This is a genomic window from Devosia sp. RR2S18, assembly GCF_030177755.1.
Classification (GTDB): Bacteria; Pseudomonadota; Alphaproteobacteria; order Rhizobiales; family Devosiaceae; genus Devosia; species Devosia rhizosphaerae.
On sequence record NZ_CP126539.1, the window covers coordinates 2,450,355 to 2,469,656 of the forward strand.

General features: G+C 61.7%; 18 protein-coding genes. 6 read left to right on the forward strand and 12 right to left on the reverse strand.

From position 1 onward, the window contains the following. Positions 1-2: 2 nt before the first annotated feature. Complete coding sequence (locus tag QOV41_RS12100; protein WP_284576885.1) at positions 3-701, reverse strand: helix-turn-helix transcriptional regulator; 699 nt, start codon at positions 699-701, stop codon at positions 3-5. Between the two features lie 73 nt (positions 702-774). On the opposite strand from QOV41_RS12100, the gene QOV41_RS12105 reads away from it, so the two are divergent. Next, positions 775-1,194, forward strand: coding sequence for a VOC family protein (locus tag QOV41_RS12105; RefSeq protein WP_284576887.1), 420 nt, complete (start codon positions 775-777; stop codon positions 1,192-1,194). A gap of 72 nt (positions 1,195-1,266) precedes the next feature. Here the strand turns inward: QOV41_RS12105 and QOV41_RS12110 are convergent, their stop codons facing one another. The 3 genes from QOV41_RS12110 to QOV41_RS12120 form a co-directional block, all read right to left on the reverse strand. Then, entirely contained in the window at positions 1,267-2,427 is a 1,161-nt protein-coding gene (locus tag QOV41_RS12110; RefSeq protein WP_284576888.1) for an MFS transporter, read from the reverse strand. Beyond that, positions 2,424-2,969 carry a TetR/AcrR family transcriptional regulator gene (locus QOV41_RS12115; RefSeq protein ID WP_284576890.1) on the reverse strand — a complete coding sequence of 182 codons (546 nt, stop codon included), beginning with the start codon at positions 2,967-2,969 and terminating at the stop codon, positions 2,424-2,426. Before QOV41_RS12115 ends, QOV41_RS12110 begins: the two co-directional genes overlap by 4 nt. A gap of 62 nt (positions 2,970-3,031) precedes the next feature. Next, positions 3,032-3,763 carry an SDR family oxidoreductase gene (locus QOV41_RS12120; RefSeq protein WP_284576892.1) on the reverse strand — a complete coding sequence of 244 codons (732 nt, stop codon included), beginning with the start codon at positions 3,761-3,763 and terminating at the stop codon, positions 3,032-3,034. A 74-nt stretch (positions 3,764-3,837) separates the two neighbouring features. Between QOV41_RS12120 and QOV41_RS12125 the strand changes: the two genes are divergently transcribed. Beyond that, positions 3,838-4,467 (forward strand): TetR/AcrR family transcriptional regulator, encoded by a 630-nt coding sequence (locus QOV41_RS12125; protein WP_284576893.1) that lies wholly within the window; start codon positions 3,838-3,840, stop codon positions 4,465-4,467. Positions 4,468-4,548: 81 nt separating this feature from the next. On the opposite strand, the gene QOV41_RS12130 is transcribed toward QOV41_RS12125, so the two are convergent. From QOV41_RS12130 to QOV41_RS12160, 7 genes are all read right to left on the reverse strand, one after another. After that, a complete protein-coding gene (locus QOV41_RS12130; RefSeq protein WP_284576895.1) occupies positions 4,549-5,628 on the reverse strand; it encodes a Gfo/Idh/MocA family protein in 1,080 nt (359 codons plus the stop codon). Next, positions 5,625-6,479, reverse strand: coding sequence for a sugar phosphate isomerase/epimerase family protein (locus tag QOV41_RS12135; RefSeq protein WP_284576896.1), 855 nt, complete (start codon positions 6,477-6,479; stop codon positions 5,625-5,627). Before QOV41_RS12135 ends, QOV41_RS12130 begins: the two co-directional genes overlap by 4 nt. A 23-nt stretch (positions 6,480-6,502) precedes the next feature. After that, positions 6,503-7,906, reverse strand: coding sequence for a CehA/McbA family metallohydrolase (locus QOV41_RS12140; RefSeq protein ID WP_284576898.1), 1,404 nt, complete (start codon positions 7,904-7,906; stop codon positions 6,503-6,505). A gap of 138 nt (positions 7,907-8,044) precedes the next feature. After that, entirely contained in the window at positions 8,045-9,151 is a 1,107-nt protein-coding gene (locus QOV41_RS12145; RefSeq protein ID WP_284576899.1) for an ABC transporter ATP-binding protein, read from the reverse strand. A gap of 6 nt (positions 9,152-9,157) precedes the next feature. Continuing rightward, positions 9,158-9,988, reverse strand: coding sequence for a carbohydrate ABC transporter permease (locus QOV41_RS12150; protein ID WP_284576900.1), 831 nt, complete (start codon positions 9,986-9,988; stop codon positions 9,158-9,160). After that, on the reverse strand, positions 9,985-10,926 hold the full coding sequence (locus QOV41_RS12155; RefSeq protein ID WP_284576901.1) for a carbohydrate ABC transporter permease: 942 nt from the start codon (positions 10,924-10,926) through the stop codon (positions 9,985-9,987). Before QOV41_RS12155 ends, QOV41_RS12150 begins: the two co-directional genes overlap by 4 nt. Positions 10,927-11,092: 166 nt before the next feature. Beyond that, a complete protein-coding gene (locus QOV41_RS12160) occupies positions 11,093-12,439 on the reverse strand; it encodes an extracellular solute-binding protein (RefSeq protein ID WP_284576903.1) in 1,347 nt (448 codons plus the stop codon). A 300-nt stretch (positions 12,440-12,739) separates the two neighbouring features. Here QOV41_RS12160 and QOV41_RS12165 point away from each other — a divergent pair, with 300 nt between their 5' ends. After that, entirely contained in the window at positions 12,740-13,783 is a 1,044-nt protein-coding gene (locus tag QOV41_RS12165) for a LacI family DNA-binding transcriptional regulator (protein ID WP_284576905.1), read from the forward strand. Between the two features lie 3 nt (positions 13,784-13,786). After that, on the forward strand, positions 13,787-15,724 hold the full coding sequence (locus QOV41_RS12170) for a DUF5054 domain-containing protein (protein ID WP_284576907.1): 1,938 nt from the start codon (positions 13,787-13,789) through the stop codon (positions 15,722-15,724). A 197-nt stretch (positions 15,725-15,921) separates the two neighbouring features. On the opposite strand, the gene QOV41_RS12175 is transcribed toward QOV41_RS12170, so the two are convergent. Then, positions 15,922-16,290, reverse strand: coding sequence for a response regulator (locus QOV41_RS12175; protein WP_284576909.1), 369 nt, complete (start codon positions 16,288-16,290; stop codon positions 15,922-15,924). 328 nt (positions 16,291-16,618) lie between these two features. On the opposite strand from QOV41_RS12175, the gene QOV41_RS12180 reads away from it, so the two are divergent. Continuing rightward, positions 16,619-18,121, forward strand: coding sequence for an ATPase domain-containing protein (locus QOV41_RS12180; protein WP_350149806.1), 1,503 nt, complete (start codon positions 16,619-16,621; stop codon positions 18,119-18,121). Next, complete coding sequence (locus tag QOV41_RS12185; protein ID WP_284576911.1) at positions 18,105-19,163, forward strand: sensor histidine kinase; 1,059 nt, start codon at positions 18,105-18,107, stop codon at positions 19,161-19,163. The genes QOV41_RS12180 and QOV41_RS12185 overlap by 17 nt, the downstream gene beginning before the upstream one ends. Positions 19,164-19,302 lie beyond the last annotated feature (139 nt).

The following is a 19,302-nucleotide window of genomic DNA, read 5'->3' on the forward strand; positions in this document are numbered from 1 at the left end:
CCTCACCCACTTCTCGTCCCGCCCGTCTCCAGTTGCGCTATGTAGTCTCGCAGCATCGTGGCTCGGCGGGGGCGAAAGTTCTCGTCTCCCTTGCGGACACTCTGCAGGCGATCAAGCCGGAACATGCGGAAATCCCGCCGCAAGCAGCACCAGGCCAAAACCGTCAACGTCCGTTCGGAGTACATGATGGCGAGTGGCAGGATGCGCCGGTTGCTGATGGCGCCGGCACCGTCAGAATAGCTGATGTCGAGGGCGTATTCATGCCAACAGGCCTCCCGAACGGCATCCAGAAACACTGGGGCGCTTAGCTGCCGGTCCGGGCGATAAACGCGAGAAACCGCATGGAGGAGTTGCTGTTCGCGGTCGCTGGGCAGTGTCGCAGCAACCTTCGACAGTACCGCGTTTGCGGCCGCAGACATGGCAGGGTCCCGCATTGCCTTCACTTCAGCGAGCCCGAGGGCGATGACCTCGATTTCCTCCCTGGAAAAGGTTTGCGGCGGCAGAGCGTAGTCTTCGACCAGCCGATAGCCATAACCACGCTCCCCCTCGATTCGAGCGCCTGCAGCGCGGAGGCTATCGATGTCGCGATAGAGCGACCGCAGAGAAACTTCCATGGCTTCGGCCAATCTGGCGGCCGTGATGGGTGGCGGCATCTGCCGCATGAGTTGAAGCAGGCGAAAAAGCCGGTCTGTTCGGGCCATGTCTCCAACTGCCGGAAAGTGTCAGTTGGACTGCCTTATACCCGCAGCATTCCAAACCTCAAAGGAGCTGCAAATGGCAGTGAAAACAGTCGCCCACGTCAACTTCCGCGGTCAGGCACGCGAGGCGTTGAGCTTCTATGCGAGCGTGTTCGTAGGCGATGTCGCCATCGTCACCCACGCCCAGGCCTATGGCACGACAGATGAGGCGGAAGCGAACCTAGTCAGCTGGGGTCAGGTGGTCTCGACGGACGGTTTCGCCCTCATGGCGTACGACGTCCCCGCTGCCATGCCTTTCGATGCAGGCGAGATCCCCTTCTTCGTTTCTGTGCGGGGCGCTGACGCTGACGAGATCTCCGCCTATTGGAAAAAGCTCACCGAGGGCGCAACAATTATCCAACCGCTGGCGCAGTCCGGCTGGGCCAAGCTTTATGGGATGGTCAAGGACAAGTTCGGCGTGACTTGGGTCCTCGACGTGCCCGCTTACCCCGCATGATGCGCCGGGGCCTGGCACGGTCGGGCCCCTTCCGCACCTGGCTGTTCGTGCATTCGGCTTCAACTGGAAACGCTATCCAGCTACGGGACGATGAAGCCAAAGCGGGGCGGCGGGACCAGGGGACCAGAGCAAGGCCGTGCACATGAGAACCGCGAAGCATCCGAGCGCTGGAGCGCTGCCCATGTTGTCCCAAAGCGTCCCGAATAGCGGCGCGCCTATTGTTTGCCCAAGTGCAAGCATCAGGAACGGCAGGCCCAGCCCGAATGCAGGCTGGTCGGCATAGAGCTCGATGCCCCACAACAGGAATACCCCGCTCGACACAATATAGGCGAACCCGAACACGGCCATGACCGCAAAGCCGAGCCATGGCGCTTGCGGCGCTAGCGCAAGTCCGACCAGCGACAGCGCCATGCCGCCGATGGCGAAGCGGTGAACGCGAGCGGTACCGAAGCGCCCGGTCAGTATCCCCGTTCCGATCCCGACGATACCGGCAACGCCCAACACGATCCACGCCGTGGCAATCTGCACGTCTGTGAAGTGCGCATCCTCCCGCAGGACATTAGCGCCAAAGGTCCAAACTGCAGTGCTGGCTGCTCCCGCCAGCAGAGCGCTGATGCACAGCTTGGCCGTACCAACGCGGCTTAGATGCTGCAGCGAGACTCTGGAGGTTTGGTCGTCGTTCGCGCGCTGAGGCATGACGAAAATGAGCCAGACGCTCACGCCAGCACCGATGCTCGCGAAGAGAATATAGAGGCCCCTCCAACTGCCCGGAAACAAGATGACCGCAACGCCAGAAAAGATGATGCCTGCGGCCGTGCCGGCGTTGATTGCGCCATTAGCCCGAGGTCGCTGCATGGAGTCGAAGGTCTGTGCCACCGCTGTTGCTAGGGGTGGCGAGGTCAGCCCAGTGCTTAAGCCCGCCAGTGCCATCGCCAAGCCCAGGGTCCAGGCCGATGCTGCGGATGCGGCAAGCGCCAAGCCACTGACCGCAAGGATGCCGGCAACAACGGTCTGCTGGCGAGAGCTAAACTTGGTGCCAACCATGAATGTTGCGCCGATGCCGAGACAGTAGGCAGCAAAGGCACCACCCCCAATCCATCCAGCACCTGCCGCGTCAATCGCGAGATCGCGACGGATATCGGGCAGCATCAGTCCATAGGCAAACCGCGCCAGGCCATAGGTGAGAGCGGTGAGCGCGAAAGCGGCAGCAACCAAGTTGACCTTGCCCCTCATTGCGACCGCTCTTTTGCAAGAGCCACAAGCGCGCTGGCCGCCCGCTTCGCTTCGCCCACGACGGCGTTCGCCGACACACTCGCCGCCGCCGTCGCGCCTTCAAACAGCAGCCATATCTGCACCGCCAGAGCCGGATCTTCGCGTCCCAGGTTTTGAGCGACGCGCCGGGCAATCTCGCGCTCGAATTCCGCCTTCTGCGTGCGCACAAGAGCCACTATCTCCGCGCTAGCGCCGGCATATTCGCTGCGCGCCCGCAACAGCATGCAGCCGCGTGCCCCATGCTCATCCAGCCAAAGCTGCAACTGGTCGAAGAGGTCCGCAAAAGGATCAGCTGGGTTCTTCCCTTCCAGCCGCGCCATGAAGTGTCGATGCCGCTTCTCCAGCACCGCTCGCACTAATCCGTCGCGTGAGCCAAAGTGCTTGTAAAGCGTGCGCGTCGACGCCCCCGAGGGTGCGAGCACTGCATCGACGCCAACCCCACGGAACCCACTTGCCTCGAATACACTACTCGCGCCGGCGATGATGATCTCGCGCTTGTCCATGGAGTGAAGTGTAAAGCGTGCGTTTTACCCGGTCAACGCTCCGAGCCGTAATTTTGGTTAGGCTACCAGGGAGCGGTGCCCTGTGGTTCCACAAAGCGGCCGGAAACGGCATCCTCGCCTAGCAGGGCGTATTCGACCGGCAGGCGCGCGCCCTCAGCGGGCGTCATGAAGCCGTTGTGGCCGGTCAGGTCCGTTCTGACGTAGCCGGGTGCCACGGAGTTGACGACGATCGGTGCATCCTTGAGTTCAGCTGCCAACTGCACCGTAAGCATGTTGAGCGCTGCCTTGGAGGCATTGTAGCCGATCAACCGTGCATCATAGTACGGAGAGGTTGGGTCACCGTTGATTGCAAGCGAGCCCAACGTGGTCGAGAGATTGACGATCCGACCAGCTTGGGATCGACGCAGCAAGGGCAGCATGGCTTGGGTGACTGCGAGGGTGCCTAGGAAATTGGTCTCCATTAGCCTGCGGGCCGCAGCGACCGCAGCGACCGACGGTGGACCGTCAGCGGCATCCACGATGCCGGCATTGTTCACCAGAATGTCCAACCGCCCGTAAGTGTTTGAGATTTCTTCGGCGGCAGCGGTGATGGTAGCATTGTCATTGACGTCGATTTTGATGGGTTTGACGGTCAGTGCTGCTGCGACGAGCATGGATGCAGCCTGCTCTCCGCGCGCCGTATCGCGCGCGCCGAGCAGAACCGTCACACCAGCCTGCGCAAGCTGGCGTGCAATCTCCAGCCCGATCCCTTTGTTGGCGCCGGTGACAAGGGCGATGCGGTTCGTATCTGTCATGGAAATCCTTCTCCAATTGGTGTTTTGGACCCACCGGAAATATATGAAGGATTGTTCGCTTTGAGGATTCGCATATGGACGCAACACCCCCCTTGCACCTGAAGTCCCGGAAAAAGCCGCGTCAGGCTCGCTCAGAGATCACGGTCGAAGCTATATTCGAGGCGACTATTCAGGTTTTGCTGAGCGACGGCATACACCGGTTGACGACGACCCGAGTCGCCGCTCGGGCCGGCGTCTCGGTCGGGACCATGTATCAGTACTTCCCGCACAAACAGGCGTTGCTCTATGCGCTTAACGAGCGATATCTCGAGCTACTCGCCCAGCGTATGGAGAGGGCGTGCTTGGAGCAGCACGGAGCCCCTACAGCCACAATGATGGAGGCCCTTGTCACCTCCTATTGGGAGGCCAAAACAGAACGCAGCGATGTGACTCGGGCGCTCTACACTTCCGTCGTCGAACTCGATAACTCGGCACTCATCGGAGCTTTCTCTGCGCGCATGGATGCTGCTACGGCGGCGATGTTGGGGAGTGCCTCAGATGCACACTATGCCGACATTTCCCTCGTGAACACCACCCTGATATCGGTGGTCTTCGGCACTGTTCGCAATGTGTTCGAACGCAACCTGCCTCACTCAGTGCAGATGGACATCCGACGCCAGCTGATCGCCATGTGCCAATCATACCTACTGGCATCATCGAATTAGTCAGCCCGTATGCTCACTGTCGCGCCGGAGAGAGCCCAATCAGGTGGCGCAATCACTAGGAGCTACTCGCTACGTCGAAATCTATGTGCTGGACGAATGAAAGTGTCGGGCAACGTCCTTGAACAGCATGAGATCCTGAAGGGAGTCTTCGAGGGTCGTTCGTCCGGGCTGGCCGCTAGTGATGCTGTCGTAGAAGGCCGAGAGCTCGATGCGGAAAGGGTCTTCGTAAACCGGCCCGATAATTTCGGTGCCTGTTTCGCTGTCGCTGGAGGTGGTGATTTCCAGGCGCGTGGGCAGGTTGCGGATATAGGGTGTGTCGTAGTTTAGCTTGAAATGCTGGTTGTTTGTGAGCACTTCGATACCGGCATCAAAGCGTGAAACCTCGTCGATAACTGCTTCATAAACCGCGGTAAAATGGCCGTAGTCAAAAACGGCAACCACAGTTTCACCGCCATGCTGAACGGCGTAAGAACAGCTTTTTGGCGCGCCTAACAGATCCCGCATGGCCGAAAAGCTGTGGGAGGAGAGGCCCGTGAGCACTTGGTAGGCACGGAGTGCGTCGGGCGGGCAATCCTCGCCCATAACCGAGTGGAGCATGGACTGGGTCCGCGCCCGACCTTCAGCGATGAGTTCGGGCGCCAAGTCGTCGGGTTTAAAGACATTGCGGGTCTGGCGGACGAAGAACGGCGCCTCGCGGATGATGTCGCGCACCCGAACATGACGAATGGCCGGGAGCGGCGGCAGGCGCTTCTTGAGTTCAAGAAAGGGCCGCGAGAACCGGCGCATGTAGCCGACGAAGACGATCTGGCCGGGCCTTTGCGCGATGTCGAGGATGGGGCGCAGCTGCTCGGCCGTCAAACAGGCGGGCTTTTCAATGAAGACGTGCTTGCCGGACCGGATCGCCTGCTCCAGCAGCTCGGCGTGCAGGTGGTCCGGCGTCAGGATGAAAACGGCGTCGATGGTCGGGTCGGCGATCAGGCTCGCCGCGTCCTGATGACGTGTGGGAATGCCGTAGCGCTCCGCCACATAGCCGACCAGGCTGGGCGACACGTCGGTGATCGCGGTGACGCGAAAGCGGCTGTCGTCCGCCAACAGCGGCAGGTGCATGAGCTGGGCGACTTCACCCAGGCCAATCAGCCCCACCTTGATCGGGTTGCTCATGGCGTGATCGCCTTCATAAAAGCGAGGTTGCGAGCGGCCAGCTCGAGCGGGGTTTCGCTCATGGTTTCGGCGACGTCCTGTTCGACCACGATGGGGCCGGTAAATGCGCGAGCCTGCAGCACGCGCATCACCGCCTGGATGTCGACCGCTCCGTCAGGCAGCGGGCACATCACCCCTGCCCCATAAGACTCTGCTACCGAGAGCGTGCCATCGAGGACACGCGCGCGGACAGTAGGATCCACATTCTTGAGGTGCATGTAGGCGATGCGAGGGAAGACCTTTTCCATGTAGGCGACTGGGTCTTGGTCCCAGAATGCGTGGTGCCCGGTGTCGAAACAGAGATCGATGTCTGTTTCGGCGAGCAGCCGGTCGATCTGCGCCTCCCGCTCGACTGCGGTGCCAATATGGGGGTGAAAGCTGAGCTTGAGCCCATGCTCCCCTTCCACCACCTGCTGTGCATCCCTTAACAGGGCAGTGAGCGCCTGCCATCCGCTCTCGTCGAGCACACCCTCCTGGCCCGGCGGGTAGGCATTGGACTCGTCCATGACTACCAGATGCTGTGCTTCGAGGCTGACGAGCAGGTCAGCCAGCTCCGCCAACGTGGCGAGCAGTTGCGGACCCGAAGCGGCGTCGGAGAAGGCGTGGACGTGGGTGGCGCCGATCATGGTCAGGCCGCGCTGCGCCAATTCTTCGCGCAGGAGAATGGGATCGTTGGGGAGAAAACCGAACGGCCCCAACTCGGTGCCTCGGTAACCGGCCTGGGCAACTTCATCTAGGTATTGCTGCCAGGAGTAGGTGTTGCCGGTTGGGTAGTTGATGCCCCAGGAGCAGGGTGCGTTGCCGATAAGCATGGCGGTTTTCCAGGATTGAGTGCTTAGCCGTCCACGTAGATTGGATTGCTGATCGCGCGGCGAATGGGTTGCTCGGCGAGATTGCTGCCCTTGAGTTGCCAGGGTAGCTCGCGCGCCCCCATGGCAGCCGTTAGCTCGGCCAAAAGACGCTCGCGACTGGCGGCCGCGACGATCTCGGCGCGCAGGAATTTCTCTGCCCGCTCAGGCACTAAGGTGATCGCCCAGTCGTCGCTGCCGATGGTGGAGATGCGGACGGTTCCCACTGCATCAATGAGCATCAGGAGGTCCCCTTTTGCACCTCGGACTGTTGCACAAACCTGGTCTAACTGTGGTGCAGTGCCGCCCATACCTGTTGTGCCGGTGCTGATTTCGAGATGGGGACCGGTTGGGCTCTCGGTGATGTAGCCATGGCCGCGCTTCATGGCGCCGAGGATGGCATCTTCGGAAAGCTCATCGAGCCACAGGACGGTGGTGGGTCGGGCCAGCACCAGAGGACCTTCCGGCATGAGGCGATCGGGCTGGTGGAAGTCCGAGCCGCCGATGGCGGAGAGCTTCATGCCTGCGGCGAGGCGCCGCTGGTAGCGCTCGAGCGAGATCCAGTTCCAGGCCAGCCAGGTCGACTGCCAGACCTCCTGGCAGTCCGCTTCAGGGAAGTCGTAGTCCCAGGGGATGGTTGGTTTGTCGTGGTTGATGGAGAGCAGCCCACCCTTGTCATGGACCAGTTGCGCCAGCTTGTGGGCGTCGGCGGGTCGTGTCATGCGGAAGTCGATCCACTCGTCCACGCCATAGACATTGGCGTGGCCGGTGGCGGTGGTGACCTCCATGGCCCGGACGAAGACGAGGTCCGGCGAGGATTGTGGGTGGAAGTAACGCCGCTGCGTGATGGTGTTGTGATCGGCTACCGCGAGAAAATCGAGCCCGGCCTGCCGCGCTGCCTCGTGCAGCAGTTCAGGGGCGCCACGCGCGTCGGAATGGAAAGTGTGGCAGTGAAGGTCGCCGCGATACCACCCTCGCCCCTGGCGAACCGGAAAGGTACGCGCCGGCTGCGGCTCGATGCGGCGTTCGGTGTTGTCGAGGCTGATGGTGACGCTGGCCTCGGCGCCCTGCTCGGGGATCTTGTAGAGCCCCAGGATGACATTCCAGCGGCCCGGCTGGATCTCGCCATGCACATAGCCGGGCGTGGCGTCGTCGGTGGCGATGAAGAAATGCTCGCGAGCGCCACCGCTCCAGCCGCGGAAGCCCTCATTGGCAGGGTAGCCGGTGTCGCGCGGGTCGAAGGCGCCCAGGTCGATGACGCAGTCCTCGGCCTTGGGGTAGCTGAGTGTGACATCGATGCGGGTGGTGCCGACCGGTACGTCGAAGGGGATGTAGTAATAGGGATTGGCCGACTGATCAGCGCGGGTGATGTGAGCGGTGATGGTGGTCATCTGCCGCCCGCGTGTTGGAGCCTAGCGGCTACCCCCACCCAACCTCCCCCTAAAAGGGGGAGGAGCATCTGTGGTTGATCGGCGCCCCCGCGGTCAGGGAGCCACTCGGTCACAGCTAGGATAGAGGTCGCTCGCAATTCACTCCCCCACTGCCGGGATACGGTGGCCGGTGCTGTCGAAGAGGTGGACGTGCTGGCTGTCGAAGCCGAGCTGAACGCTCTTGCCGATATCGAGGTGGTCATCGATGAAAATGCGGGCGGTGACGCGTGGATTGTCGCCGCCTCGCTCGATGGTGACGAGGCTTTCAGGCCCCATATTTTCGTTGGCGAACAGTTCGCCCGCGATGGTGTTGGGTCCGCTGCCCGCGCCAATGTTCAGGTGTTCGGGTCGAATGCCGAGCGTGAGCTTGGGGCTGGTGGCCAGCGCTTTGCCGATGGCATCGGACATGGGCAGGGCCGAAACGGAGATGCCGTCGGCTCGCAATTGCAGTTGCCCCTCGAGCTGCGCAGCCTCCACCTCGACCAGGTTCATGGGTGGGTTGCCGACGAAATTGGCCACGAAGGTGGTGGAGGGGCGGCGGTAGATCTCGATGGGCGAAGCGTATTGAACGATCTTGCCCTGGTCCATCACGGCGATGCGGGTGGCGAGCGCCATTGCCTCGGCCTGGTCATGGGTGACGTAGATTGCCGTCATGCCCATGTCGCGCTGCAAGTGGTTGAGGAAGCCGCGCGCTTCGAGGCGCAGCTTGGCATCGAGGTTCGAGAGCGGCTCGTCGAAGAGATAGACCTTGGAAGGATAGACCAGGGCCCGAGCCAGCGAAGTGCGCTGTTGCTGGCCGCCGGAAATCTGGCTGGGTAGCCGATCGAGCAGATGGCCAATCTTGAGCACATCAGCCACTTCCTTGGCGCGGCCATGACGTTTGGCCACGGCTTCGCCCCGCACCTTGAGTGGATAGGCGATGTTGTCCGCCAGGTTCATGTGCGGATAGAGCGCATAATCCTGAAAGACCATAGAGATCTGGCGGTCCTTGGGATGATGATGGGTGACGTCCTCGTCACCGATCAGCACCTTTCCCGAGGTCGGGGTCTCGAGGCCGGCGATCATGCGCAGGCTGGTGGTCTTGCCGCAGCCGGAGGGGCCCAGCAGGCAGACAAACTCCCCATCGCCCACGGAAAAGCTTACATCGGCCACAGCATTGAAGCTGTTGAAGGTTTTGGTGACGTTCTGGAATTCGACAGATGCCATGAGCGGTTAGGCCTTGATGCCGCCAAAGAACCGGAAGCCGAACTTCCAGCTGACGAAGAGATAAAGGGCGATGACGGGGAGTGAGTAGATGAGCGAATAGGCTGCCAGCAGTGTGACAATGGGCGTGCCCGCTTCGGAATAGAAGGAGTAGATGGCGACTGAAGCTGGCATCTGATCGTCGCTGCGCAGGAGAATAAATGGGATGAGGAAGCTGCCCCAGATGTTTACGAAGCCCCAGACGACCACCACTACGATGCCAGGGCGGATGACCGGCAGCGCCACATCGAAGAAGGCCTGGACCGGCGACGCGCCAGCCACCATGGCGCTTTCCTCATAGGATTTGGGGATGGAGTCGATGAAGTCGCGCAGGATGAACATGGCGGTCGGCAAGAGACCGCCGGCGAAGGTGAGGATCACCGCGATGTGAGTGTCGATCAGGCGCATCGAGGAGATGATGAGAAAGATCGGCACCATGGCCGCCGACCCCGACACGACCGAGGAAAAAAGCAGCAGCACATAAGTGACTGCACCCTTGCCCGGGATGGATGAACGCGACAGTGCGTAGGCCGCCAGCGTCGCGGCGGCCCCGACGAGGATGACGCCACCCACTGCCTGGATGAGACTGTTCCAGAGCGCCCGAACGGCGAAGTTGTTGCCGAACACAGTGACGAAGTTGGAGAGGGTCCACGGCTCGGGCATGGCGAGCCCCAGCTCTGCGCGCGCGTTGAAGGGCGCAAAGATGAACCACAGGAGCGGCAAGGCAAAGGCGGCACCGATCAAGGCGGCTAGGGCTGAAAAGGCGAGGCGCCCGAAGAAGGCCGGCAGGGTCAGCTTCATGTGCGGGGCGCCTTCTTTTTGCGGCCGATGCTGAGATAGACCAGCGCAAAGGCGAGATTGATGAGCATCATGATGACGCCCACGGCTGCGCCCTTGCCGAACTGGAAGTCCTGGAAGGCCACGCGGTAGTTGTAGATGCTGACCAGTTCGGTGCGATAGCTCGGCCCGCCATTGGTGAGCAGGAACGGCGTGAAGGTGTTGAACGTCCACATTGTGATGAGGATGAGATCGGTGACGATGTGGCCGCGAATAAGCGGCAGGCCGATATCGCGGAACTTCTGCCAGGAGGATGCACCTGCCACATCTGCCGCCTGGAAGTAGCTGGGCGGGATGGAGGAAAAGGCCGAACTGAACAGCATCATGGAGAAGGCAGCACCGCGCCAGGTGTTGAACACCACGATGACCCAGAAGGGCTGGTCGAGCAGGAAATCGCCGGGCGGCAGCCCCAGGCTCGTGAGCAGCATGTTGAGCGTGCCCTGATCCCGATCGAGAAAGGCGAACCAGGCAAAGCCGATCACCACTTCGGGGAGGATCCAGGCGGCAATAACGAAGGTCTCGGTGATCCGCTTGATCACGGGCGGCACGGTCTGGATGAGCCAGGCCAAAAGCAACCCCAGGAGGGCCTGGCCGATCAAGGCCGAAGCGAGCACGAATTGCGTCGTGAGGATCAGTGAGAAGCCGAACTGGCCGCGCTGGAAGAAGTTGGACGGATCGAACAGTGCAAAATAGTTGGCGAAACCGACGAACTCTGGGTTGAGCGCGGTCCGTCCCAGCAAGGTGCGGTTAGTGAAGGAGACGAAGATCACCCAGAAGAAGGGGGCGATGACAAAGATCGCGACCAGCAGCCCGGCAGGCGTGAGGAAGGCGGCGCCGGCGCGCGTGGAGAGCAGAGCAAAATTGCGGACCTTGCGCCTGGGCTGGCCGGCTTCAGTGGACATGGGTGTTCCGGAGCATGACGGGAAAGCTCCCGAGAAGAGCGTGGGTGGGGCGTCTGGAAACTTGCGGCTGGCGCCGCCCCCACCCGGCCCTTCCAGGGAGGAAGCGTGAAAACAGCGCTCCCGGCGCCTGGTGATCCGCGGATCAGGAGGGCGCCGGGAGCATCGATCAGAGCAGGCTGACGGTGTTTTCCTCGCCAACAATGGCGGTGACCGCAGACTTGTACTGAGCCATGGCTTCTTCCGGCGAGAGTTCGCCCGAAACAACGGACTCGGTCATGCGCTGGATTTCAGACGAGACCGCATTGTAGTCCGGATCGTTCGGACGTGCCGTGGTGAGCGGGAGCAGCGTCTGGCTGACCTCGGTCAGGAACGGGCTGTTGGGGATCTCGATATCGGTGCGCGCAGTGATGCGCGGTTGCAGCTGCTGGAAGGCATTCTGCATTTCGGGCTCGTTCATGAACGAGAGCAGCGCCCAGGCTTCCTGCGGATGCTCGGTGGCAGGATTGAGGACAAAGCCCGTGCCGCCCGAGATAGTGACGAAATCCTGGCCGTTGATGCCAGCACCGGGTTCCTGCGCCGGGATCTTGGCCCAGCCCATGACCTCATCACGGTTGTCGACGGCGAATTCGGAGCCCTCCGGGGTGACCGAGCGGTAGAAGTAATCGCCCTCCAACAGCAGTGCCGTGACGCCATCGCGGAAATTGGCGAAGGAGCGGTTCCGGCCGTCAGCCAGGAGCTGGGCGCGTTGGTCGCCGAGCTCTTCGTCGACATAGATGGTCTTGTAGAGGTTGAGGGTATCGAGAATGCCCTGGCTTTCGACCACGTACTTGCCGTCCTGCATGACGCGCTCGCCGGTGCCGAGCAGCGCTAGCCAGTAGCCCTGCATGGTGGTGGCTTCGCCCATGGCAACGCCGGCGTTGAGCTGGATGGGGAAACTTTCTGGGAAGGCTTCCTTGACCGCGCGGCCGGCCTCGAGGATCTCTTCCCATGAGGTGGGCTGCCAGGTGTCGGCGTCGATACCAGCTTCGGCCAGCATGTCCTTGCGCGTGTAAAGCATGCGCACGTCGGTGCCGAGCGGAATGCCGTAATAGTCGCCCTGGTATTCCATCAGGGCGCGCGAGCCTTCCGACAACGCTTCCCAGCCGGACCAGTCGTTGACTTCCTCGCCGGCGACTTCGTGGAGCGGCTTGAGCAGGCCTCCCTCTACGAAGCTGGGGATCAGGAAACCATCGAAAGCCGAGACGTCGGGACCCGCGCCGGTGGAGAAATCGAGCGCCAGCTGCTGGGTGAGCTGGGCGTCTTCGCCGCCAAACTGGTTGAGCGTGACGTTGACGTCGGGATTGGCTTCCTCGAACGCCGGAATGACGCTGTTTTCGATCCACTCGGCGGTGGCGCTGTTGACGCCGCCAACCACGCAGCGGCAGGTAATATCGAGATCCACGGCAAAGGCCGGGCCGACCAGAGCCGTGGCAGCGCCAAGACCCAATGCAAGACTACGCAGACGATTGCTCATCGCAAAAATCCTCCCATGTGGTGGCTCCGAATTCTCCGGTAGCCGGTGTTGGTCTCCGGCAACGCCGTTAAGAGACCGGTGAAGAATGAACACGTTTTCATTTTCCGTCAATGCGGAGAATTCGCCGACGGAGAACGCCCTGTGGATGCACTGTCACCCATGGCAAGGTTTTGCGAAGCTGCTGTGACAATCTGGGAAGAATTGTATAGCCGGGCCATCGACCGTCAGCTTGACAGGTGACGTGGCACATCGGAGAGAAGTGAACACGATTTCATTGACATGGTGGTGTGGAGGAACGAGATGAGCGAGAGCGGCAGTCTAGCGCCCCGGCGCGCCACCGCCGAAATGGTGGCCCGGCGCGCCAATGTCTCGCGGGTAGCGGTGTCGCGCGCCTTCAACCCGCACACCTCGCTCAAGCCCGAGAAGCGGGCGCTGATCCTCAAGGTTGCGCAGGAGCTAAACTATACGCCGGACCGAGCAGCACGGGCGCTGGTCAGTGGCCGCTCGCACCTAGTGGGGATTATCGTGCCGGATGTGTGCAGTCACTGGGAAAGCCAGGAGATCGACGCGCTGACGACAGCGCTGCAAAACGAAGGGTTCGCTACGCTGCTGTTCAAGACACGCACCGACTACAGCATGGACGAGCGGCTTTTGGCCTATATGCGCGGCTTCAATCCTGACTCGGTGATCGCCTTCGTCGAGAACGTCAAGCCGACGACACTGGCACGCGTCCTCGACCGGGCCGTGCCCATCTACATTCACTATGCGCGGCCGGGAGAAGAAGCGCCGCCACCCGCCGACGGGCCGCTCTTTGATCGGCTCAACGTGTTGCAGCGGACTGGTGTCGAACAGGCCGTGGCGCTGCTGCAGGGATATGGGGTGAAGCGGATCGCCTATGTATCGGGCGTTGCCAAATCACGAGCTAACGTGGCGCGTGAGGCAATGCTGCGTGAAGTGCTTGCCGATCGCGGCATGGCTCCGCCGATCGTGGCGCCTGGCGATTTCAGCTACGACAAGGCCTATGCGGCGACGATCGACCTGTTCCGCATCGGCAAGGGCGTGGATGCCATCTTTGCGGCCAATGACGTCGGCGCGTTCGGGGCCATCGATGCCCTGCGGCATGAACTGGTGCTGCGCGTGCCCGAGGACGTCAAGGTGGTCGGCTTCGACGACATCGCCCAGTCGCACTGGAAGAGCTACAATCTGACCACGGTGAAGTTCGACCTCAACGAACGCGTTCGGGCGCTAGTCCGGCTAATCCTCCGGCGCCTTGCCGACCCGACTGCTCCCTCCCTCCAAGAAACGCTGCAGACCAGCCTCGTTGTCCGCGGCACCGTAGGCTGACCCATGAGCGACAAGCGCATCCACCTGATCTTCAAGACGCATCTCGACATTGGTTTCACCGACCATGCCGCCAAGGTCCGGCGGCAGTATCATGAGCAGTTCATTCCGCAGGCGATCAGCACGGGCGAGCATTTCTATGCCGAGGACCCGGAGCGGCCCCTGTTCATCTGGACCACGGGCGCCTGGCTGATCTGGGATCATCTCAACTCGCAATCGCCCGAACGGGTGAAGCGCCTGGAACAAGCCATTGAGCGCGGGCTGATCACCTGGCATGCCCTGCCCTTTACCACCCACACCGAACTCATGTCCCCTGCCCTGTTCCGCGCCGGGCTGAGCTATGCAAGGGAATTGGACCAAAGATTTGGAAAGAGCACCAGCGCCGCCAAGATGACCGACGTGCCAGGTCATACGCTGGGCATGGTGCCGCTGCTGGCCGAGGCTGGCGTGCGGTTCCTCCATCTTGGCGTCAATACCGCGAGCCCCGTGCCGGAGGTGCCGCCAATCTTCCGGTGGCGCGCGCCCGATGGCAGCGAAGTGGTGGTGATGTACCAGAACTCCTATGGCGCCACTGACTTCCCGGCCGGCGCCGATGTGGGGCTGAGCTTTGCCCACACCAACGACAATGTCGGCCCGCAAAGCGTCGCCCAGACGGTGGAAGCACTGCGGCACCTGCGGCACGAGCAACCGGATGCAGAGATCGTTGCCTCGACGCTGGACGCATTTGGCGCGGAGATGTGGGCCCGGCGCGAGCAGTTTCCCGTCGTCACCAAGGAGATTGGCGACAGCTGGATCTACGGCACCGCCAGCGATCCCGAAAAGCTTGCCCGGTTCCGGGCGCTGCAGCGCGTCTATGACGGCTTCGAAGAGGCGCTGACGCCGGAGCGGCTCGCTTTCGGGCGAGGTCTCGCCATGGTGGCCGAGCACACCTGGGGCGTGGACATCAAGACCTACCTCCGGGATGAGACGGCCTGGGACCGCCCGGAATTCGCGCAGGCGCGGCAAACGGATTACCGCTTCCAATACGCAGAGAAATCCTGGGCGGAGCAGCGCGGCTACCTCGACACCGCCGTTGCCGAGCTTACGCCGGCAGACCAAGCTATCGCGCAGGCCGCGTCGCAAGAACTAACTGCCGCAGCGGAGCCTGAGCTCAGGGATGGCTCGGAACTGCGGGATGGTGGCTGGAGCGCGAAGCTCGATCCGGTGACCGGGGACATCACCAGCATCACCGCGCCCGATGGCCGGGTGCTGGCGGGCCGTGACGGTACGCTGATGGGCTACCGGCATGAGAGTTATGATTGGGCGGCGTTGCAGCAGCATCTGGGGACCTATCTGCAGCATCGGCAGGAGTGGGCAATCCTCGACCATGACAAGCCAGGTCTTGATCGCGTGCGAACCGCCCGGACGGCCACCTTCGCGCCCAAGCTCACAGGCGTTGGGGGCGAGCAGGTCGCAGTCAGTACCTTGCCCGAGGATGCACACCGAGACCTGGGCGCGCCCGAGCGGGTCGAAGTAGAGATCCGCAGCATCGATAACCAGCGCCTCGAGATCAGACTGACGCTGCGGAACAAGCCGGCAAACCGAATGCCCGAGGCGGGCTTTTGGAACTTCACCCCCGCCGCGGCAACCGGCTGGGCCTTGCGCAAGCTGGGGCAATGGAACGAGGCGGAGAACATCGTCCGGGGTGGCGGCGGACAACTGCAAGCGGTCGAGGCGGTCAGTGCTCGCTGGGGCGATGAGCGTATGGTCTTGCAAGTGCTCGATAGTGCGCTTGTCGCGCCCGCGCTCTCGCCCTTCCTTGCCTTTCAGCCGGAACGGCCGGACTTCAGTGCCGGCGTGCGGTGCAATCTCTACAACAACAAGTGGGGCACCAACTTCCCGATGTGGTGGGAAGGAAACTGCACGTTCCGAATGGTGCTAGCCTTGGGTTCGATCGAGCTTTGATTGGCCCTCGTGCCTCTGGGAACTCGTTCAAGTCGGCTCTGCTCTCGCCTCTCCGCCAGATACGAAAAGTAGCGGAGCAGTTGGAAGATGTGCCCGCACTCCACCATCAAGGAGCGGAAATGGAGGGCTGCTTAAAGTCCGCTTCTCTGGAGGTGATCGCGTACGTGCGTTAGCTTCGCATTGTCAGGCCGGAATGCTTAAATGTGCTGCTCTAGAAAATCCACCGCGGAGTGGAGTGGGAAGGGCTTGGACAACATTGTGCTGCCCGGCACTCCTTTGGACCACCACATCCTGGCACTGTCGCCGCTCACATAGAGCACAGCCACGGTCGGGAGCAACTCCCGGGCTCGGCGACCAACGTCCCAACCGTCCGCCTTTCCAGGCATCCGTATATCGGTGAGCACGGCGGAGAAACGCTGCGGTTTTGCCTCCAGCAGCTCTATGGCAGCGTCGCCACTGTTTGCCGTAACGACGTTGAACCCGGCATCTTCCAGAGCCATCTCGATATTGAGGGCGAGCAAGGGCTCGTCCTCCGCGACCAGTACGGTCGGGATTCGCTCTTTCATGCCGTTGCTCCTCGGGTAATCAATGGAGCCGAACGGCACGCGATGCGCTTGCGTTGCAATTCGTGATCAGCGAACTGTCACGTAATCCTTAGCCGCAGCGAAGGTCAGGCAAGCCTAGCCGTTCAGCTCCGGGCGACTATATGTGCCTGGTTGCAGCTTGAGGGATGCTGCCCAGCTTGGGCTCAAAAACCTAACAGTGGGGAGCAACTTTCCTGCGGCCATGCCTGTTGCTTCGTAACAAGGATCACAATTGTCACGGAGCGGCGCTTCAAATATGAGTTCGTCCCAGGCTAGCGACGCCCCGGTTCGCGCCGGAGAAATTCAGAAAATGTCAGACCCAAGGATTTCTACCGGCACCCCAGGGTTAGACATTGTTCTGGGCGGCGGACTTACCCCCGGTCGGCTGTATCTGCTGGAAGGTGCCCCCGGCTCGGGGAAAACCACGATCAGCCTGCAATATTTGTTTGAAGGTGTTCGCCAGGGCGAGAAGTGCCTCTACATCACGCTTTCGGAAACCTCGGAAGAGCTCCAGGCAGTTGCCGTTTCTCACGGCTGGTCGTTGGACGACATCGACATGTTCGAGCTATCCTCGGCGGCGGACGTCTTGGGCGATGGTCGTGAGCAAACCCTCATCCATCCTTGGGAGGTGGAGCTCACCGCCACCGTCGATCTGATCATCAGCAGGGTGGAGGAAATCGGGCCGACGCGCCTGGTCTTCGACAGTCTGTCGGAGCTCCGGCTACTGGCGCAGGATTCATTGCGGTATCGGCGGCAGGTCCTTTCGCTCAAGCAATATTTCGCCGGCAAGAACATAACGGTCGTGCTGGTGGACGATCTTACCGGAGAGAGCGGCGCGCACGATGCTCACCTGCATTCTCTTGCGCATGGCGTTGTCACGCTCGAACGCAATACGCTGGAGTTTGGTGCGGCTCGCCGTCGCCTCCAGGTGCAGAAGATGCGGGGCATCAATTTCATAGGCGGCTTTCACGATGTAACGATCGAGCGGGGAGGATTGCACGTCTTCCCACGCCTGATCGCCTCGCAGCACCATACCCCTTTCGATAGCGAGCCAGTGAAGAGCGGGGTGGCCGAACTGGACGCTCTGATGGGCGGTGGCCCGCTGCGCGGTACCTGCGCCCTGCTCACAGGACCCGCCGGTGCCGGGAAGTCGACGGTCGCCATTCGGTACATCATGGAAGCCTGCGGACGCGGCGAAGCGGTGACGATGTACCAATTCGACGAGCGGATCGGCACGCTACTCGCCCGTTGCAGGAGCATGGGCCTCGATCCCACCCCTCACATCGAGTCCGGCCTGCTCAAAGTGCAGCAAGTGGATCCCGCTGAGATCACCCCGGGGGAGTTCGCCTGGCGGGTGCGAGAAGAGGTCGAAACGCGTGCGGTCAAGATAATCATCATCGACAGCATGAACGGGTATCTGGTCTCAATGCCCGAGGAAAAGCAGTTGCTGCTCCAGCTGCATGAGCTGCTGGCCTATCTCAGCCAGCAAGGGGTACTCACCCTGCTCGTAAACGCGCAGATGGGGCTAGTGGGGACCATGGGCACAAGCCAGCTCAATATCTCTTACATCTCCGACGTCGTGGTGCTGTTCAGGTTTTTCGAAGCAGAGGGGCGGTTGCGCAAAGCGATCTCAGTCATCAAGAACCGCAGCGGCTCTCACGAGGACTCGATCCGCGAGCTTGCGATCGATGCTGAAGGCATCCGCATCGGTGCCCGTCTGACCGAGTTCAGAGGCGTGCTGACGGGCACACCGGAGTTCGTGGGTGAGCAAAGCCGACTAATGGAAAACCGCGTCGATGCCGCTGCGGAGTGAGGTCGTCCACGTCCTCGCGACGCAAGGACGTGATGCACAAAACGTCTGCGGCATCCTGCAGCGCCACCATGTTCGTACCGGCATTGTGGGTAATCTCGAGGAACTCGCCGCAGCCTTGGGAGAAGATACCGGAGCTGTGGTCCTCACCGAAGAGGCAATGGCGCCGAGAAACTGGACCGCTCTGATCCAGGCGCTGCAGCAACAGCCCTCCTGGTCCTCCTATCCCTTTGTTTTCATCGTCAGCCGACGCAACAGCGAATTGTCTGCGAAAGCGCCACTGTCCCTGCTCCCCGCGGAACTGACCAATGTCATGGTGCTGGAAAAGCCAATGGGCTCCACCACCCTGGTCAGCGCCGTTCAATGGGCGCTGGGTGGGCGCGCTCGCCAGTTCCAAACGCGCGATCACCTGCTCGAGATGGAGAAAGCCGCGGCGCGCCAACGCCTGATGACCCGCGAGTTGGCGCACCGGGTCAAGAACACCATTGCCGTGCTGCAGTCGATCGTTTCGCAAACCATGCGGCCGTTCCCCGAAATGGTGCCGGTTCGGGATCAACTGATCGAGCGGTTCGGTGCCCTGGCGCGGGCGCACGATTTGCTGCTTGCAACCGATTTCCGCAGCGCGATGTTTCACGAACTTGTCGAGACATCCACCAGTGTTCATGACGCTGACGGGCAGCAAACCCGGTTCGCTGGTCCAGACTTCGAGATATCGCCACAGGCCGCATTGTCGTTCGCATTGGTGTTCCATGAACTGGCAACCAATGCGTCCAAATACGGCGCGCTCAGTACTCCGTCGGGACGGGTAGAGGTCAATTGGGAGTTTATGCCCGACCAGCTCTTCAAACTGTCCTGGCGCGAACTTGGCGGGCCGCCTGTGCGAGGACCGAGTTCCAAGGGGTTCGGCTCGCGTTTGATCAGTGCAACCCTCGCCGCGATGGGAGAGGTCGAGATGTCCTACGCAACATCGGGCATTGAGCTGTCATTCGCGGGGCCCGCGTCAGCGCTGACCCATGCCATCGACCAGTCTTTCGAGCTGAGCTGACGGCACCGACTAGTTCCGCCGAATAAGGCTGGTGCCTGCGGCGGCTGCCCCCGTTGCATCATGTGGCGCACGCAACCCGCGTCGCGCTTTTTCCACTGCTATAGGCGGCATTGCTTAGACGGGGCTCAGCCTGCGCCTG

Excerpts from the sequence above, each read along its gene's own strand:
- QOV41_RS12100 (WP_284576885.1), bottom strand. The coding sequence starts at position 701 with ATGGCCCGAACAGACCGGCTTTTTCGCCTGCTTCAACTCATGCGGCAG.
- QOV41_RS12105 (WP_284576887.1), top strand. The coding sequence starts at position 775 with ATGGCAGTGAAAACAGTCGCCCACGTCAACTTCCGCGGTCAGGCACGC.
- QOV41_RS12110 (WP_284576888.1), bottom strand. The coding sequence starts at position 2,427 with ATGAGGGGCAAGGTCAACTTGGTTGCTGCCGCTTTCGCGCTCACCGCT.
- QOV41_RS12115 (WP_284576890.1), bottom strand. The coding sequence starts at position 2,969 with ATGGACAAGCGCGAGATCATCATCGCCGGCGCGAGTAGTGTATTCGAG.
- QOV41_RS12120 (WP_284576892.1), bottom strand. The coding sequence starts at position 3,763 with ATGACAGATACGAACCGCATCGCCCTTGTCACCGGCGCCAACAAAGGG.
- QOV41_RS12125 (WP_284576893.1), top strand. The coding sequence starts at position 3,838 with ATGGACGCAACACCCCCCTTGCACCTGAAGTCCCGGAAAAAGCCGCGT.
- QOV41_RS12130 (WP_284576895.1), bottom strand. The coding sequence starts at position 5,628 with ATGAGCAACCCGATCAAGGTGGGGCTGATTGGCCTGGGTGAAGTCGCC.
- QOV41_RS12135 (WP_284576896.1), bottom strand. The coding sequence starts at position 6,479 with ATGCTTATCGGCAACGCACCCTGCTCCTGGGGCATCAACTACCCAACC.
- QOV41_RS12140 (WP_284576898.1), bottom strand. The coding sequence starts at position 7,906 with ATGACCACCATCACCGCTCACATCACCCGCGCTGATCAGTCGGCCAAT.
- QOV41_RS12145 (WP_284576899.1), bottom strand. The coding sequence starts at position 9,151 with ATGGCATCTGTCGAATTCCAGAACGTCACCAAAACCTTCAACAGCTTC.
- QOV41_RS12150 (WP_284576900.1), bottom strand. The coding sequence starts at position 9,988 with ATGAAGCTGACCCTGCCGGCCTTCTTCGGGCGCCTCGCCTTTTCAGCC.
- QOV41_RS12155 (WP_284576901.1), bottom strand. The coding sequence starts at position 10,926 with ATGTCCACTGAAGCCGGCCAGCCCAGGCGCAAGGTCCGCAATTTTGCT.
- QOV41_RS12160 (WP_284576903.1), bottom strand. The coding sequence starts at position 12,439 with ATGAGCAATCGTCTGCGTAGTCTTGCATTGGGTCTTGGCGCTGCCACG.
- QOV41_RS12165 (WP_284576905.1), top strand. The coding sequence starts at position 12,740 with ATGAGCGAGAGCGGCAGTCTAGCGCCCCGGCGCGCCACCGCCGAAATG.
- QOV41_RS12170 (WP_284576907.1), top strand. The coding sequence starts at position 13,787 with ATGAGCGACAAGCGCATCCACCTGATCTTCAAGACGCATCTCGACATT.
- QOV41_RS12175 (WP_284576909.1), bottom strand. The coding sequence starts at position 16,290 with ATGAAAGAGCGAATCCCGACCGTACTGGTCGCGGAGGACGAGCCCTTG.
- QOV41_RS12180 (WP_350149806.1), top strand. The coding sequence starts at position 16,619 with ATGTCAGACCCAAGGATTTCTACCGGCACCCCAGGGTTAGACATTGTT.
- QOV41_RS12185 (WP_284576911.1), top strand. The coding sequence starts at position 18,105 with ATGCCGCTGCGGAGTGAGGTCGTCCACGTCCTCGCGACGCAAGGACGT.